Raw genomic sequence first — 16,970 nt, 5'->3', positions numbered from 1 at the left:
TTACCTCCCTTTCTTCGCTTGCTGAATCAGTTTCTGAATTCTCGAATCCAAATCTTCACTCGTTAAAGTCTGCCTCAAACTATCCACTTTTATAGGGAAGCTCAATGGTGTGAATGCGTTAGCAAACTTGAGAATAATTTTTGATTTTTCAATTCTTTTGAATGCTTCTACCAATCGCTGTTCCTGCAGCTGCATATTAAAAACCTCTGTATAAGCCTGCCGTACAAGAAAATGATTCTGGTCGTGGTCTTCCAGAACTTTAAAAATCAAACCTGCAGAACTTTGCAGAGATTTGTTGGAACGCTGCTGTCCGGGAAAATTCTGAACGACCATTCCGGAAATGACCGCAATATCACGGAATTTTCGTCTCGCCATTTCTGCCGCATTAATACTGGAAATCACATCGGTCATCAGATTATCCCTTGTTAAAATTTTGTCTAAATTTTCTTCATTGAGTGGAATTTCTTTATCGCTGAATAATTCAAAACCATAATCGTTCATCGCCATCGAAAAGGAAATCGGAGCCAGTTTTGAAATCCGGTAAGCAATCAAAGCAGCCATCACTTCGTGCACCAATCGACCTTCGAAAGGATACATAAACAGATGATAACCTTCTCGATTTTTAATCAATTCCACCAAAAACTCGTCATCTTTCGGGATGTGCGACCGCTCTTCCTGATTGATTAAAAGCGGATGCAGAAATTTCAGTTCTTTCTCCGAAGCTTTCGGATTGAGCGCAATCGACAATTTTTCCCGCAAAAACTGACCAAGATTGGAACTCAACGGCAATCTTCCGCCCAAATAACTCGGAGCCTGCGCTTTTCCTTTGGAAGCCCGAACGAAAACCGTCATATCTTTTATCATCGCGACTTCCAGAACCCTTCCCGCTAAAATAAATTTTTCTTCTTTTTTTAATCTTGAAATAAAATATTCTTCAACCATCCCAATATATCCGCCGGAAATGAATTTTACTTTCAGCATCGCATCGCTAACAATCGCGCCCATATTCATTCGGTGCAGCATCGCAATTTTTCGAGAAGTCACTTTATGCAAACCGTCTTCCATCACCACAACTTTATGGTATTCTTCATAGCTTTTCAGCGCACTTCCACCAATCGTGAGAAAATCAATCATCGATTTCCATTCTTCATCCGTCATTTCCTGAAAAGTGTAAACCTGCTTGATTCTTTCGTAGGTTTCTTCCGTATAAAATCCGTCGCCAATTGCCAAAGTCATCAGAAACTGAACCAAAACATCGAAACATAAAACTTGTGGTTCACGAGGTTCAATCACATTTTGTTTGACGGCTTCTTTCAAGGCAGAAACTTCAATCAATTCCAACGAATGCGTAGGAACACAATAGATTTTAGAGATCTCAAAAGGGGAGTGACCGCTTCGTCCGGCTCGCTGCAAAAATCTTGCAACACCTTTTGCCGAACCGATTTGAATAACGGTATCAACAGGTTTAAAATCGATGCCTAAATCCAGAGAAGACGTCGAAACAACAGCTTTCAGCTTTCCTGAACTTAAATTTTCTTCAATCCAATTTCTCAATTCCGAATCAATCGAACTGTGATGAATGGCAATTTGTCCTGCGAAATCAGGATAAACATTCAGCAACAACTGATACCACATTTCACTTTGACTCCGGGTGTTTGTAAAAACAATGGTTGATTTTGATTCGAGAATAATCGGAACCACTTTATCTGCTAATTTCTGACCAAGATGTCCCGCCCAAGGCAAAATCTCGACTTCATCAGGAAAAACCGAAAGAATTTCAATTTTCTTATGTTCTTTTGCGGTAACTTTTGTCTTTTTGATGTTGTAAGGAATCAGAACTTCCATCGCTTCATCGAGATTTCCAATGGTTGCGGTGATTCCCCAAATTTTTATTTTGGGAACATATTTTCTCAGTTGCGAAATGCCTAGTTCTACCAAAACGCCGCGTTTTGAGCCTAACAATTCGTGCCATTCGTCCACAACAATCGTCTGTAAATTCTGGAAAAAGCGTTGATGATTTTTTTGTCCGAGAAGCAATTGTAAACTTTCAGGTGTTGCAACCAGAATTTCAGGCATATTTTTGACCTGTTGCTGACGGACTTTCGGGTCGGTATCTCCGTTTCTCACGCCAACTGCCCAATCCAAACCAATCTCATCAATCGCTTCCTGCATTGCTTTGGCAATATCTTTTGAAAGTGAGCGGAGTGGCGTAATCCAAATCATTTTCAGTCCGCTTTTGTATTTATCAGGATTCGTCAGAAAATCTGAAATTAAAGCTAAAAATACAGAATACGTTTTCCCAAAACCTGTCGGAGCAACAACCATTCCGCTGTAGCCATTCCCGAATTTCAGCCAAGTCTGAACCTGAAATTTGAATGGTGAAATCGATTTTTGCATCATCCAGTTCTGAATGATTTTAAAGCCTTCTGTATTTTCGAAATTGCTCAATTTCTTATGATTATTTTATTTAAACGCAAAGAGCGCAAAGACTTTTTGATTTTTTTCTGCATATTTTCGTTCGCAAAGGCGTTTCATTCAGCCAAGAAGTTCTGCTATCATTTGCTGAACGAAGTGCCTTTGCGAGCAGAAAATGTTTTCAAAAATTTAAAAAGAAACCTTGCGATCATTGCGATTAAAAATTTACTGTATCAATTTTTTAATCTCTTCAATATCATCGATCTCATCAACGGTTTTATCTTTTCGCCATCTCAGAATTCTTGGAAAACGTAGTGCAACACCACTTTTGTGACGGTTACTGAAACCAATTCCTTCAAATGCAATTTCAAAAACCAGTTCAGCTTTTACTGTTCTCACCGGACCGAATTTCTCAATCGCATTTTTGTTGACAAATTTGCTGACTTCCATAATTTCTTTATCCGTCAAACCGGAATACGCTTTGGCAATCGTAACCAGTTTATCGCCGCTTTTCACTGCAAAACTATAATCGGTGTAATAAGCACTTCGTCGTCCGCTGCCTTTTTGTGCGTAAATAAGAACGGCATCAATCGTCAACGGATTAATTTTCCACTTCCACCAGTCGCCTTTTTTTCGTCCGGAATGATAATGTGAATTTTTCTGCTTCAACATCAAACCTTCACTGTTGATGTCTCTGGAATTTTCTCTGATTTTATCTAACTCGTTCCATTTTTCAAAATCAATTTGCTGAGAAATTTTGATGTTTTCGGGATTTTCATTTAATAATAATTCTTCCAACATTGCGCGTCTCGCAGAAATTGGTTTTTCACGCAAATCATTATTTTCCAATTCCAATAAATCATAAGAAAAAACCTGAATCGGAATTTCCGAAAGCATTTTTTTGGTTAAAGTTTTTCGGTTTAAACGTTTCTGTAATTCATTAAAATTTAAAACTTTATTATCTTTTACCGCAAGAATTTCTCCATCGATCACAAAATTACCTTTCATCTGCTGAACAACTTCTGCGATTTCAGGAAATTGTTCGGTAATCAGTTCTTCACCACGTGACCAGATAAAAACTTCGTCATTTCGTCTGATAATTTGCCCGCGAATTCCGTCCCATTTATATTCAATCAACCATTCATCAGGAGTTCCAAGCTCTTCCAAATCTTTTTCCAAAGGATAAGCCAAACAAAACGGATAAGGCTTTGAGTTATCGGGGTTTACATTTTCTGCCGAAATTAATTCCTGAAACGAGACTTCATTAGGAATCCATTTTCCCATCAAACTATGCATCAACGTACTGGATTCCTGCCCGGAAAACTTAGTCAAAGCATTAATCAAAGTTTTATCCGAAACCCCGATTCTGAAGCTCCCGCCTAATAATTTATTAAAAATCAATCGTTCTGTATAATCCAAGCCATTCCAGGAATTTAAAACGAATTCTTTTTTCTCAATATCGGTTTTGTTTTTTAAATCGATAATATCATTCATCCATTCAGACAAAGTACGTTCGATTTTTTCAGTTGGTGGAGGAAGAACCAGTGACAAAGTTTCGCCCAAATCGCCAACTGAAGAATAGCTTTCCTGAAACAGCCAAAATGGCAATTGTGCAATTTCCAACGCCCATTCTTTCATATAATTGGTGTTTACATTTCGTTTCGGTCTTTTTCCCGTAAATAAAGCGATGAACCAGACTTTATCTTCATCCGGCGCACGTTCTAAGTAATCGATGATGGCATCGATTTTAGCGTTGGTTTTATTGGTGCTTTCGAGAGCATTGATCAGTTCCGCGAAATGTTTCATAAATTTTCAATTAACGTTTCCAAAGCATATTTTTATAATTTTTTGGCAGCTTAGAGCTCCACTTAAGACGGGCTGCGTGCATATCAATGTTTTAATAATCCTTTATTAACAGGTCGCTCCTTCGGAGCTCCGCTCATCATCGCATCATTGTCGCTATTAACAGTTAGCTCCTACGGAGCTGGGCTTTAGTCCCACATTATTCTTCAACTAACAGATCGCTCTTATAGAACTTTTCGTATTAAGTTTTCAAAAAAACTTGAAATTTAATTATCAATAATTTCTTTCTCTTTTTCTTCTTCGTCATCATCGCCATACAAAGTCTCAACGACATCCGATTTGATTCCGATTTCGTTTAAATATTTTGAAAAAACTTCTGTTTGTCCGTGTGTAACGTGCACAATTTCGGCTTCGGTGGCTTTTATGGCCTGTAATAAACCTTTCCAGTCGGCGTGGTCACTCATTGCAAAACCTGCATCGGCACTTCGCCATCTTCTTGCACCACGAACCTGCATCCATCCGGAGCAAATTGCTGTTGCAGCATCCGGAATTTTCTTGATGACATTAGAATCCAACAAGGCAGGAGGAACGATGACAATTTCGCCTGCAACATGTTTTATATTTTCTCTAAAATCAGGAATTTCATATTCAAGAAGTACAATTCCGACCTCTTCAAAAGCCTGATTAAGCTTCCCAATCGAATAGTGCACGTGAATCTTCCCTAAACCTTCAACGGCTTTCATAATTCGTTGAGCTTTACCTAAAGAATAACCGATGAAAACCGATGTTTTTTGATTTTCTTTATTTCTGAGAACCCAACTCTGCATTTTTTTGTTCAAATCATCCACTTCCAGCCAATTGTAAATCGGAAGCCCGAAAGTACTTTCTGTAACAAATTCATTGCATTTTACCAGTTCAAAAGGCGTACTCAATCCATCATCCTGAACTTTATAATCACCTGAAATCACACTTACGTAACCTTTATATTCCAGCCGAATCTGTGCAGAACCAATGATGTGACCTGCCGGATGAAGTGACAATTTCACACCATTAATATTTAGAACTTCGCCATATTGCAAAGTCTGACATTCGATATCTTCGGCAATTCTTTTCTTTAAAATGGGTTTTGTAAAATGATGACAAAGGTATTTCTTCATTCCCCAACGTGCATGATCAGCATGACCATGCGTGATGACCGCCAAATCAACGGGACGCCACGGATCGATGTAGAATTTCCCTTGCGGACAATATATGCCTTTGTTTGTGAATGTAATGAGTTTCAAAAGAAGTATTGATTTTCTTTTGATGATTCAAAAAGCTGACCAAAACATTTACGCACTTATCTCGAAACTCTGTTTTTTAGTTTCATTGATCAGACTTTTATAATATTCCGAAGGCGTTTTACCGATTATCTCCTTAAAATAACGGTTAAAAGAAGATTTGGATTTAAAACCGGCTTCATAAGCAAACGATAGAAAATTTATGCTTTCATTATTTTTGATCGCTTTTTCTACCATATTTTTGAAATATTCGATGCGATATTCATTGATGTAACGGTAGAATGGTTTGTGCTTGTAGCCGTTCAGCATTTCGCTGATCTGGTATTTATTAATCTCTGTTTTTAAAGCCAGCTGATCAAGATTCAGTTCGCAGTCCCGGAACAGTTGTTTCTGCTTTACCGACTGATCCATTTTTTGCCAAAGCTCGCTGAATTTTACTTCGTAATCAATTGTATTTAATGATAGTTCGCCTTCATTATGATTTTGATTAACAGCTACTTTAAAATCGTTATCTGATTCATTTTCAGCAATTTCATTAATTTCTGTTTTTAAACTTTTTCTGACAATCAAAAGGCAAATAACTAATAATAAAAAATAAGCAATTGTTCTGATTGAAATATTAATCAGCTGATTTTCTTCGGGATACAGAGTAAGTAAAGCTTTGGAAGCAATGACTCCCAATTCCATAAAGAGAATGCAATAAGAAATTCTTGTAACGATATCGTATTCAGGCTTTTCAAGAGCTTTAAGCTTAACTGTATTAATGATAAAAAGACTTCGTAAAGGATAATAGAGATTCACAATAAATAAAACAATCAGGCTAAAATCATTATACAGATCAAGCAGTTTCTGGTCGACATGGTTCAGGACAAAAAACACGCAGGACACTGTAAGATAACCGATCATCAGAATAAAAAACGGAATAAAAGTATACCATTTCCCGACAATGGAGAACTCTTTTCTTGTTTTGCTTAAAGTATATAAATAGATTAAAGGCCCATAAGACGCACCAATAAAAGTATTCATCTGATGTCTGATACTTTCGTCCGGAATAAAATTAAAAATAACAAACTTAATCGTCAGGTGAACTGCAATTGCTGAAAGAAGGCAGATAAAGAGATAGTTGGAGATTGATTTTCGTTCTTTAAACTGTAAGAGCCAAAGTGCCACCAATGCCTGAAAAGCGCCGAGTATAACAATATATTGCATTCTATCCTATAGGTTTTCACAAAATAAATGCAAAATTCACATTTTATCATTCTTATGGCTGTTATATATCTATTAAAAATTGTCTCAACGATTTAATATTAGGTTAATAAATAAATAACAAATAGTTCAATTAATTTAAGTTATTAAAAATCAATTAATTAAATACACAAAACCAACGAGTGACACGTTTAGACGTATGGTTTTTTCCTTCGGACGAATACATATTCTCAGCTAACGAAATTTGCATCAAAAATAAATCTATGAACAATTCTATTGGTTTTTCAAAAAATAAGTCGAGAATCATTCAGATATCTGCATTTTTCCTGATGACATCTTTTGGAGCCATACATGCACAAACAATTAAGGGTACAATTGTCGGCAAAATAAACGGCGCACTTCCCGGAGCCAATATTTCGATTATAGATGCTGATGCGAAAGCCATTTCTTCATTGGACGGAGATTTCAATATTCTTTCACCAAAGTTGGGAGACATCAACATTAAAGTTGAATATCTTGGGTATGAAACAAAAATTTTTCCGGTTACCATAAAAGAAGGAACTAACGATGTCGGCTACATTACGATTGCTCCTGAAGAAAAACAAAGCAAGGATAAAACAAAGGATATTGAACAGGTTGTAATTTCAAGACCGAATGCTCTAACGCAGGCAAAAGCCTATGAAATCAAGAAAAATAACAACGCCATCATGGAGGTTATTGCAGCCGATGCGATTGGTAAACTTCCGGACAGAAATGCAGCTGAAGCCGTACAGAGAGTGCAGGGAGTTGCGGTGGCGAGGTATCATGGTGAAGCAGATCAGGCGACTGTTCGCGGAACTCCTTTTGCGTGGACTTCTGCCTTATTCAACGGAAACCGTCTTCCCAGTGCGAATGTTTTAGGAAACAGATCTTTCGTTTTAGACGTTGTGCCTTCGGAACTGATTCAGTTTGTACAGATTTCAAAAGCCGTAACTCCAGATATGGATGGTGACGCGATCGGTGGAAGCATCAATTTCATTACAAGAACAACTCCAGCCAAGAAAACTTTAAGTGTAAGCGGGGCAGGAGGGTATAATACCTTTTCCCAAAATGCAACGTACAACGGATCAATTGTTTACGGAGACCGTTTTTTCAAAAATAAATTAGGGGTAATTCTTTCCGGTGCAATCTGGGACAGGCAGTGGGGAGCAGATTCTTTTGATGCTACTTACAATACGGCTGCGGCCAATGATATTGAGAAAAAGTCGATCAGTACCATCATGATGAAAAGATATATGGGAACAAGAAGAACAATCGGTTTGAATGGCGGACTGGAATATAAATTTAATGCCAATAATAAAATCTATTTCCGTGGAATGTTCAATAAGTTTGATGATATTCGTCCGGTTTACGAATCATATGTAGATTACAACAACAGCCGTTATCAGTATAATTTCAGGTATTCTCATTATCAGACCGAATTATATGGAATGGAATTAGGTGGTGAGCATTCTCTTTCTAAAAAATTGAGCTTAGACTGGATGTTAAGCGATTATCAGGCAAAATATTACCTTGATACTCCGCCGACAAGCGAAATCAAAGGACTTCCTATTGCTACTTTCAGACAAAAAATTACGGGTGGATTTACCAATCTTTCAAGCGACGGAAAGCGTTACTGGGGATTTGATTCACCAAACGGAGTCGGAGGAGAATATCTTGATTACAGTTCTGATACAGCCAATCCAAATGAAACCATGAGTGCAGATAAATTATTGCTTTCTCAATTGGTCATTGCAAAGTTAGACAATAACGAGAGAGATAAAATTGCGAGACTAAATCTAAAATATGATATCAATTCCAATATTACCTTAAAAATCGGAGCAAAATACCGTGAAAAAGACAGAAACAGCACTTATGGTTACAATGCGGTTTATATTCCCAATGCTGCTTTAGGGGTTCCGAATTCTCCGGCTTTGCTGGCTTTGTCTCAATTATCTACTACGGATGCACCACAAGGAACAGATTTCCTGAACGGAATGAATGGGAATTATAATTCGTACATCATGAATCCGCCGACGAAAGATCAGTTGTTCCAGATGTATTCTCCTGCCTTTTTACAGCAAAACGGTTTCAGAGACCTTTCAAACGCAGAAACGAATGCAACGAGCGTCTATACCGGAGAAGAAAACGTTTTTGCAGCCTATGCAATGGCGGAAATCAAGGCAAGCGATAAATTTAAAATTGTCGGAGGTTTTAGAAATGAAACCACAAGATTGAGTTTATACGGATCAAAAGCAACAAAAGAAGGAACGCCTGCAACAACGGTAATCAGTCCGTCGGTTGTGGAAAGTAACTATAATGCTTTTCTTCCTATGCTTCATTTACGGTATAACTTTTCACCAAAAACGAGTTTAAGGTTTGCTTATACAAAATCATTCATCAGACCGAATTTTGGGGATATGTCGCCGGGGTCAAGCATCGATAATACCACAACTCCAAACAGAATTACAAGAGGAAATCCCGATCTGAAGCCGACGTTCAGTCATAATTTTGATTTGATGGGTGAGTATTACTTCAACAATATCGGGATTCTTTCCGGAGGTGTTTTCTACAAAAAGATTTCGGACATTGTTTTCCAGGATACTTCCATAACGAATCTTAATGGTACGGATTATATGATCACCCAGGCGAAAAATCTTAAAGAATCTGATCTTCTTGGTTTTGAAATGGGAATTAATAAGCGTCTTGATTTCTTACCAGGCTTTTGGAACGGTTTCGGGGTTGAATTTAACTATACCTATATCGATTCTAAAGTTGATGTGGCGAGGACAGATGCAGGCGGAAATTTAATTACAACAGACAGAACTTCGCTTCCGAACCAGTCTAAAAATCTTTTCAACGCAATTCTTTATTATGAAAGTAATAAAGTAATGATCCGTCTTGCCGGAAATTACAGGGGAAAATCTGTTGAAACTATTAATGAAAAACTTGGTCCTGAATATTACATCTGGTCGGATAAAAATTTCACCATCGATTTTTCTGCAAGCTACGACATCAGCAAAAAAGTTAAATTATTTATTGAACTAAACAATCTAAGCAACGAGAGCCTAAGACTTTATATGGGTGACAATAAAAAGAGAATCACTTCTAACGAATGGTACGGAAGCAGAGGACAAATGGGGATTCGCTGGCAAATATTTTAAAATTTATATATGAAAAAATTAGGATTAACAATGGCTATTATCGCGTTCGGAGTAACAGCAAATGCACAAATTACAGACAGCCTTAGTCGTGTTGTAAAAATGGAAGGCGCATACAATTTCAGGGATACGGGAGGTTATAAAACGGCTGACGGAAAAGAGGTTACGCTTGGAAAAGTATTCAGAAGTGATGCGATTGATAAATTATCGGATAAGGATTTAAAAACTTTCAAGGATAAAAAAATCGTAACCGTAGTGGATTTCAGAGGAATTGAAGAAGCAAAAAAAGCTCCGGACAGACTTCCGCAAAACACAAATTATCTTCTTTGTCCGGCGGGAAGCAACAATCTTCCGACTGCGCAGGATATGGCGAAATTCCTGAAAGATAAAAACTTCCTTTTTGATATGTATGGAGAAGGTGGACTTCCGTATTTCGGGGAAAGATACAGGTCGTTATTCGTTCAGCTTTTAACATTAAAATCTGATGAAGCTTTGCTTTTCCATTGTACAGGAGGTCGCGACAGAACGGGAATGGCTTCGGCATTGTTCTTAAAAATTTTAGGAGTTCCACAGGATGTGATTGAAAATGATTATGTGGCTTCCAATTATTATTTAGCTAAAAATCCAACGATGAAAGGAATGTATTCCGGATTATCAAAAATGTCGGGATTAACGGAAGCCGAAATTAAACAGCAAATGGAATTAAGACCGGAACTGATCAGAAATTTCTTCGCAGCCATCAACAAAAAATACGGAAGCACAGAAAATTTCTTTCAGGTAGAAATGGGAATGGGACCGAGAGAAATTGCGACTTTAAAACAGAAATATGTAAAATAATCAATTGTGAATGGTCAGTTCGCTTTGCTTGTCAATTTTTATATGAAGCTTTAAAATTCACAATTGACTTACAAAGTAAAATTAACAATTCACTTTTCAAATACTCAGTTAGATTTAAATAAAATAGGCTGTCTCAGATTGAGATGGCTTATTTTTTATCTTCAGAGATCTGGAAATTGAAACTTTTCTGCAAATCGCTCCAGGCTCCACCGTTATGAATATGTTTAAAGCCTTTTTCCTTTAAAATATTCTCCACTTTTACACTTCTTAAACCGTGAGAACAAACGGTGATGTAGGTTTTATTTTTATCAAGTTCTGTGTACCTCTCTCGAATTTCACCTAAAGAAATATTTTGTGAACCAGCAATATGACCGGTTTTGTATTCTTTTTCAGTTCTTACGTCGAGAATGATTGCTCCGTTTTTTATGAGTTTATCTAAACCTTCATCTAAAGTCTGATATTTATAAATCCTGTACACTACATAAATGGCAAGAATGATTCCGCATAAAATTAATAGATTCTTCATAGTTTGCTTAAAATTTTTCTGTCAATATAAAATGTTCCGAACGGAATAATGCATGCCAAAAGAACTTTCCAGGTTGTGTCTTTAAACTTCCAGTTTTGTTCGACTCCGACACTTAATGTATTAAATAAAAAAAGTAGAAATAGTGAACCGTGAATTGGTCCCATCATTTTTACAAGTGCCGGATTATCAAATCCATATTTTAACGGAACTGCGATGAATACTAAGGTTAATAATGAAATTCCTTCAAGAATCGCAATAATTCTTAACCGTCCGATTTTAGTTTTAAATAAATCAATCATAATTATCTGAAATAAGGTCTGTTTGCAAAAGGGGAGAATGGCCACGGAATGGCGATGAAAATAATTACCAAAGCAATAATGAAATAAATCAACATCGTTTTAAACTTCTTTTTATCAGTCATTTTTCGTTTTGAAATTGATGAACCAAGTGTAATTAAAACAATGGAAAACAGCATCAGGAAAATATGAATCAATCCAAAAAATAAAAGATCTAAAGATTCTTTAGCTTCATCAAAATTCTTCCAAAAGTATTTGATGATCGGGCTTTGTGAGTACAAAGTTATTCCTAAAACCAATTGAATATGGGCAATTGTCGCCGTCCAGTGTCTTACCAAATTATCTGTTTTTGAAAATTCTTTTTGGGAAAAATACCCTTTGTAAGCTCTGAATATTGAATAAACTAAGCTCAGTAAAACCAGCCACCGAAAAGTGGAGTGCAGGAAGGTCAAAGTCTGATACATCATTAATCTTTTTAATAATGTGACAAAGTTAAAATAAAACATACCAATTAGTATGTTTTTAATGAAAAAAATTATTTCAAATTATCAAAATATGCTTTAAGTCCTTTTAAATAAACCAGATAAACCGATTTAGAATTTTCTAATTTACCTAAATTTCTTACCCCCCAATAACCAGACAACACAAAAATTGCCACTTCTTTGGCATCAACTTCAGTTTTTACCAAACCATTTTGTTTTCCTTTTTCAACAGCTTCGATCATTGTATTTTCCCATTGTAACGAGAGGTGATTTAAAGCTTTTGTAAAGTCAATATTCCATGGTGCCATTTCCTGGGTAAAGTTGGAAGCCGGACAGCCATATTCAACCTTCAGCATCTCATTTTCCATTAGCAAATTATACATTAAGTCATAAATCGCATCTAACGGATTTACAATATTTTGAAAAGGTTCAATGAAAGTATTTTTGAAATTGGGAATCATGAGTTCATTAATGATCGCCAAACCCATTTCGTCCTTCGTTTTGAAGTGATAATAGAACGCACCTTTCGTAACCTGGGTGGTCGCAATGATCTCATCCACACTGGTCGTTTGATAACCATTGATATAGATTAGCTCGAATGCTTTTTGTAAAATATTAAGACGGGTAGCTTCTGATTTTTTCATATAAATTGATATTACAAAGGAACACATTTTAATATTTTAAACCAAAGAAGAATGAATCCTGATAAATCTCTTTCTATTTAATTTTAAAAACTAACAAATCTTACGGAAATTTGCAAAAATAATTTAATGAAGATAATAGATATTGAAAGCTGGAACAGAAAAGAACATTTTGAATTTTTCTCTAAAATGAAAAGTCCGTATTTTGGGTTTACAACAGAGGTAGATTGTACAAAAGCGTATGAAAATGCAAAAGAAAAAAAGTATTCTTTTTTTTCTTATTATCTTTACAAATCGATGGTTGCGATCAATACAGTGGATGAACTGAAGCTGAGAATGGTTGATGATCAGATTATTTTATTTGATGAAGTGCATGTCGGAAGCACGATCGGAAGGGAAGACGGAACGTTTGGATTCTCATTTTTTGAATACTCTGAAGATTTTGAAAAGTTTAATGAAGGACTGCAAAATCAGATCAATATTGTTCAAAACTCAAAAGGTTTGGGAATCAGTAATGATGTTTTGCCGATAAACCACATCAGGCATACAACCATTCCGTGGAGCTCTTTTACTACAATTCTGCACCCGACAAATTTCGATCCTAAAGAATGTATTCCTAAAATTGCTTTTGGCAAATTCAGTATTAAAGACGGAAGAAAAATGATGCCGGTTTCTATTGAGGCGCATCATGGTTTGGCAGATGGTCTTCACCTGGCAAAATATTTTGAAGAATTTCAGAAGCAGCTAGATTTACCATAAAAAGAAAATCCTAATGAACTCAGGATTTTTTTTATTACCAATTGTTTAGTCCGTTTTCTAACGCTTTAGCATAATTTTCTTCATCGAAAGTATAAAGATCAGGTGATTTGTGAGCACCGCCACGTCTTTGTTCATCAAGTTTTTTAAGAATTCCCAGATTTTTAATTTTTCTGTAAAAATTTCCTCTGTTCAGTTCTTTACCAAGAATCACTTCATATAATTTCTGCAATTCAGAAAGGGTAAATTTCTCCGGGAGAAGGTTGTAACCGATTGGTTTGATAGAAATTTTTTCTCTTAACGTAAGCAATGCTTTTTCAATGATTTCACGGTGATCCATTGCGATATCAATTTCATCGAGTTTATCAAGATAAATCCACTCACAGGCATCACTGAGCTCATCTTTTACAAGAGTTGTATTCGATGGATTGTACAAGGCAAGATAACCGATGGATATAAATCGCTGTTTATGAAATAGTGTTTCATCAAAATCTTCGAAGTAGAATTCGCTACGCTTCAGCTTACCAAAAACTCCAAATTCTTCCAAATATGCATCTGTGATACCGGCTCTGTCTTTTAGAATCCTAACAACAGCGTCATCCAGATTTTCATCTTTTCTGACGTAACCACCGGGTAGAAGCCATTTTTGTCGATAATTCATTTGAAGCATAAGCACTTTCAAACCATTGTTTTCAAATCCGAAAATAACCGGATCTGCAGATAAGTTTGGGAGAAAAATTTCTTTTGCTTCATTTGACTTCGTTAAAATTTGTTGCTTAGAATCCATATCAATTAAAATGTAACTGCATTATACACAAATTTAACATTAAAATTTAACTGAAGCATACATTTTCGTGCCTCAACATCAATTTTGGGAGTTTTTTGAGATGATTTTTATCATTGCTTCATATAGAATCGATAATAAATCATTTCAAAAAACAAATTTAATACTCTCATTTTCAATAAATTAAATAATATATTAATTTTTGTTAATATTTTTTTTGCTTATTAAAATTATTTAGTGTAGACTTGTAATGCTTCTTATAGAAGCATTAGAAACAAACAACTTTCATGAATACTTTATATTCCTTTTTTGCATCAGGTTAAATAAGTAAAAAACAAAATTTTATCATCAGAAAAAAATTAACATTTTTTCCTACGGTCAGATAAAATTATTCATTAAAAACTCTATAAAACCTTTATAAAATACCATCTGATAAACTTCAGATGAAGGATATATTTTGCTTTAAAATAAAAGAGAAACAACTATATAAAAGATAATGAAAAAATCAACTTTAAAAATTTCAGCGCTTGGATTGATTCTTTCCTTTGCTACGGTTTTTGGTCAGGAAAAGACAGATACCATGGCTGTTAAAAAAGCTGTAAGTGCCGCAACCAAGCAGGAAGAAGGTGTAAAAACGGTTACCAGTTCAACCAAAGAAGACAATAACAGAAACGTCATGTTGAATGCGGCCAACAATACAAGTCCAAGAGACGTAAATATCGGTTTGCCTTCTACAGTAGGTGGAATTACCATTCTTGAAAACGACTTGCCCGCAGTATACTTCTTCTGGCCGGAACTTCCCAACAAAACGTGGAGGCAAAGTGTAGGCTTAGAAAAAACAGGACTTCTGAAAATGGACCAGCTGGCAAATACAATGGGTGATCTTGGTTTTGCAGTCAACTCTTATTCTCAAATCGGAACAAAGGATTTAAAAGTCAAAGGTAAATTCACCACAAGCACATTCGGCTGGCTGCAGGGTGACGCCAATGTTTCGGGTCCGATATCTAAGAACGGCTGGACATACACCGTTGGTGCCTTCGCCAATTTTGACCCGAGCACCTATAAATTGGGTTTTGCCAGAAATGCCGATGAAACAAAGATTTTCAGAGCTGGTATAACCAAATATTTCAATGACGATAAGGGTAAAATCTCGGTTTTATACAAATATGCTGATTCGTACAGTCTTACCAATTATGCGGTTTTTGAATACGGACCGGAAGGTAAGGTAACCGAGCTGGATAACTTCAAAATCGGAAGAGATTCTTACATAGTGCGTGAGGGAAATATGAAATTTAAAGACGTTCTTTCCGGACAGACCTATTTTGCAAACCTTGCAGGGAATGATAACAGGTCTAGCTCTCATAACATTGACGTTGTCGGAAATTATCTGCTGAATAACGGCTGGAATTTCAAATTCTCAACTCGAGCCCACTTCTCAAAAGTAAAAATGGCCAACAGCATTCCTTTAAGTATTTTCAATGCTGCGCCGGGAGCTGGTTACACACTGGCTTCAAACGGACAGGCGTATTCAGGTCCAGTCGGAACGCAATTGGCAATGTACACCCCGGAAACGCCGATTACGAGTGTTGCAGGACGTTTTTCACTGAACAAACAGGTGGGAAATCATAACCTTACCGTAGGTGTTTTGGAGCAATATTATCACATCGATAAATTCACCTCAAACCGTTCTTTCTTCTACCAGACGGTTGGCGCACAGCCTCAAAGATTAATCGGTCCCAATACAGATGCAGACGGTTTCTACAACTACAATGCCGGTGCAGAATACCACAGCGGAACAGAAAATAAACTGTCTGTTTATGGAACAGATGAATGGAAAATTTCTGATAATTTCAACTTGAGCTACGGTTTGCATCTGAAAAATCACATTCTGGACGGAGAATATTCGTTGACACCAAGAACGGTTGGTTTCAGCTTTACAGATCCAAGTCAATTCAATCAGATTAATCAGAGCTTTTTCCAGATTGGTGGTAGCTTGAACGCAACATACAACATTACCAAAAACTTTGGCGTGATCGCAAATGCTTTATACACCGAAGAAAACAGAAGACTGGAAAGTTATTCACAGGCTTTTGAACCCAATACTAATAAAATTAAAAGTCCGCTTGGTGCAATCGGAGTGTTCTGGAACACAGACTGGATTCAGCTGATTTCTCAGGCGACTTATCTGAAGAAAAATAACAACCTGAACCGATACAATCTTGTAAATCCAGCCAACAGCTCTCAGGCGCAGGTTGCAACAGTTTATTACGATATTCAGACATTGGGATGGACAACGGATTTTGTTTTAAAACCATTCAAAGGATTTAACTTGCATTATTTGGTGACGTTCCAGAATCCGGTTTACAAGAAATTTAATTTTGATGCATTCGGAACTTCATATAACTACAGCGACAACAATGTGTTGGGTGTTGCTAAAACTTTAATGGAAATCGACCCAAGTTATACAGTTGATAAATGGAGATTCTGGGCAAGTTTCAGATATTTCTCTAAACAATATGCGAACCTTACCAACGCTTTATATTTCGCTCCAAGATGGGAAACTTTCGGTGGAGTAAGTTATACGGTTAATAAAAATATCAATCTTGGCGCAACGGTTATCAACTTCCTGAACCAAAGAGGAGCAAGTGGTACCATCAACGGAGCTGAACTGATTACCGATGCGAGTCCATATTACGGAAAATTATTGACGGGAACTTACATTATGCCATTAACAGGTCAGTTCTCAGTAAGCTTTAATTTCTAAA

13 protein-coding genes are annotated in these 16,970 nt (G+C 36.5%); 4 read left to right on the top strand and 9 right to left on the bottom strand.

The genetic code is table 11. The features are described 5' to 3' along the window. The 4 genes from BM371_RS04330 to BM371_RS04315 form a co-directional block, all read right to left on the bottom strand. Positions 1-2,448 carry a ligase-associated DNA damage response DEXH box helicase gene (locus BM371_RS04330; protein WP_034676247.1) on the bottom strand — a complete coding sequence of 816 codons (2,448 nt, stop codon included), beginning with the start codon at positions 2,446-2,448 and terminating at the stop codon, positions 1-3. A 192-nt stretch (positions 2,449-2,640) separates the two neighbouring features. After that, entirely contained in the window at positions 2,641-4,221 is a 1,581-nt protein-coding gene (locus BM371_RS04325; RefSeq protein WP_034676244.1) for an ATP-dependent DNA ligase, read from the bottom strand. A gap of 263 nt (positions 4,222-4,484) precedes the next feature. Next, a complete protein-coding gene (locus BM371_RS04320; RefSeq protein ID WP_034676240.1) occupies positions 4,485-5,501 on the bottom strand; it encodes a ligase-associated DNA damage response exonuclease in 1,017 nt (338 codons plus the stop codon). 48 nt (positions 5,502-5,549) lie between these two features. Continuing rightward, positions 5,550-6,707: a helix-turn-helix domain-containing protein gene (locus BM371_RS04315; RefSeq protein WP_034676238.1), complete on the bottom strand. Its 1,158-nt coding sequence runs from the start codon at positions 6,705-6,707 to the stop codon at positions 5,550-5,552. A 260-nt stretch (positions 6,708-6,967) separates the two neighbouring features. Between BM371_RS04315 and BM371_RS04310 the strand changes: the two genes are divergently transcribed. Together BM371_RS04310 and BM371_RS04305 are read left to right on the top strand one after the other, a co-directional pair. Continuing rightward, positions 6,968-9,886, top strand: a complete 2,919-nt coding sequence (locus BM371_RS04310; RefSeq protein WP_034676235.1) for a TonB-dependent receptor — start codon at positions 6,968-6,970, stop codon at positions 9,884-9,886. A 9-nt stretch (positions 9,887-9,895) separates the two neighbouring features. Beyond that, on the top strand, positions 9,896-10,720 hold the full coding sequence (locus BM371_RS04305) for a tyrosine-protein phosphatase (protein ID WP_051882773.1): 825 nt from the start codon (positions 9,896-9,898) through the stop codon (positions 10,718-10,720). Between the two features lie 148 nt (positions 10,721-10,868). Here the strand turns inward: BM371_RS04305 and BM371_RS04300 are convergent, their stop codons facing one another. The 4 genes from BM371_RS04300 to BM371_RS04285 form a co-directional block, all read right to left on the bottom strand. Continuing rightward, positions 10,869-11,246: a rhodanese-like domain-containing protein gene (locus BM371_RS04300; protein ID WP_034676231.1), complete on the bottom strand. Its 378-nt coding sequence runs from the start codon at positions 11,244-11,246 to the stop codon at positions 10,869-10,871. Further along, the gene (locus tag BM371_RS04295) at positions 11,243-11,545 is read right to left on the bottom strand and encodes a DUF3817 domain-containing protein (RefSeq protein ID WP_034676229.1); all 303 of its coding nucleotides are present in this window, start codon (positions 11,543-11,545) and stop codon (positions 11,243-11,245) included. The genes BM371_RS04300 and BM371_RS04295 overlap by 4 nt, the downstream gene beginning before the upstream one ends. A gap of 2 nt (positions 11,546-11,547) precedes the next feature. Then, positions 11,548-12,009, bottom strand: a complete 462-nt coding sequence (locus BM371_RS04290) for a hypothetical protein (protein ID WP_228423572.1) — start codon at positions 12,007-12,009, stop codon at positions 11,548-11,550. 68 nt (positions 12,010-12,077) lie between these two features. Beyond that, positions 12,078-12,668: a TetR/AcrR family transcriptional regulator gene (locus BM371_RS04285; protein ID WP_034676226.1), complete on the bottom strand. Its 591-nt coding sequence runs from the start codon at positions 12,666-12,668 to the stop codon at positions 12,078-12,080. Between the two features lie 126 nt (positions 12,669-12,794). On the opposite strand from BM371_RS04285, the gene BM371_RS04280 reads away from it, so the two are divergent. Beyond that, on the top strand, positions 12,795-13,424 hold the full coding sequence (locus tag BM371_RS04280; protein ID WP_034676223.1) for a chloramphenicol acetyltransferase: 630 nt from the start codon (positions 12,795-12,797) through the stop codon (positions 13,422-13,424). Positions 13,425-13,458: 34 nt separating this feature from the next. Here BM371_RS04280 and BM371_RS04275 read toward each other — a convergent pair whose 3' ends face one another. Then, positions 13,459-14,208, bottom strand: a complete 750-nt coding sequence (locus BM371_RS04275; protein WP_034676221.1) for an NUDIX hydrolase — start codon at positions 14,206-14,208, stop codon at positions 13,459-13,461. Positions 14,209-14,701: 493 nt separating this feature from the next. Between BM371_RS04275 and BM371_RS04270 the strand changes: the two genes are divergently transcribed. Next, positions 14,702-16,969 carry a TonB-dependent receptor gene (locus BM371_RS04270; RefSeq protein WP_051882771.1) on the top strand — a complete coding sequence of 756 codons (2,268 nt, stop codon included), beginning with the start codon at positions 14,702-14,704 and terminating at the stop codon, positions 16,967-16,969. Position 16,970 lies beyond the last annotated feature (1 nt).

Source organism: Chryseobacterium formosense (assembly GCF_900116415.1).
GTDB lineage: Bacteria > Bacteroidota > Bacteroidia > Flavobacteriales > Weeksellaceae > Chryseobacterium > Chryseobacterium formosense.
Note: the sequence above shows the minus strand (reverse complement) of the source record. Positions and strands in the feature narration are given on the sequence as shown.

Coding starts and splice junctions, on each gene's coding strand:
- BM371_RS04325 (WP_034676244.1), bottom strand. CDS start 4,221: ATGAAACATTTCGCGGAACTGATCAATGCTCTCGAAAGCACCAATAAA.
- BM371_RS04315 (WP_034676238.1), bottom strand. CDS start 6,707: ATGCAATATATTGTTATACTCGGCGCTTTTCAGGCATTGGTGGCACTT.
- BM371_RS04310 (WP_034676235.1), top strand. CDS start 6,968: ATGAACAATTCTATTGGTTTTTCAAAAAATAAGTCGAGAATCATTCAG.
- BM371_RS04305 (WP_051882773.1), top strand. CDS start 9,896: ATGAAAAAATTAGGATTAACAATGGCTATTATCGCGTTCGGAGTAACA.
- BM371_RS04300 (WP_034676231.1), bottom strand. CDS start 11,246: ATGAAGAATCTATTAATTTTATGCGGAATCATTCTTGCCATTTATGTA.
- BM371_RS04295 (WP_034676229.1), bottom strand. CDS start 11,545: ATGATTGATTTATTTAAAACTAAAATCGGACGGTTAAGAATTATTGCG.
- BM371_RS04290 (WP_228423572.1), bottom strand. CDS start 12,009: ATGATGTATCAGACTTTGACCTTCCTGCACTCCACTTTTCGGTGGCTG.
- BM371_RS04285 (WP_034676226.1), bottom strand. CDS start 12,668: ATGAAAAAATCAGAAGCTACCCGTCTTAATATTTTACAAAAAGCATTC.
- BM371_RS04280 (WP_034676223.1), top strand. CDS start 12,795: ATGAAGATAATAGATATTGAAAGCTGGAACAGAAAAGAACATTTTGAA.
- BM371_RS04275 (WP_034676221.1), bottom strand. CDS start 14,208: ATGGATTCTAAGCAACAAATTTTAACGAAGTCAAATGAAGCAAAAGAA.
- BM371_RS04270 (WP_051882771.1), top strand. CDS start 14,702: ATGAAAAAATCAACTTTAAAAATTTCAGCGCTTGGATTGATTCTTTCC.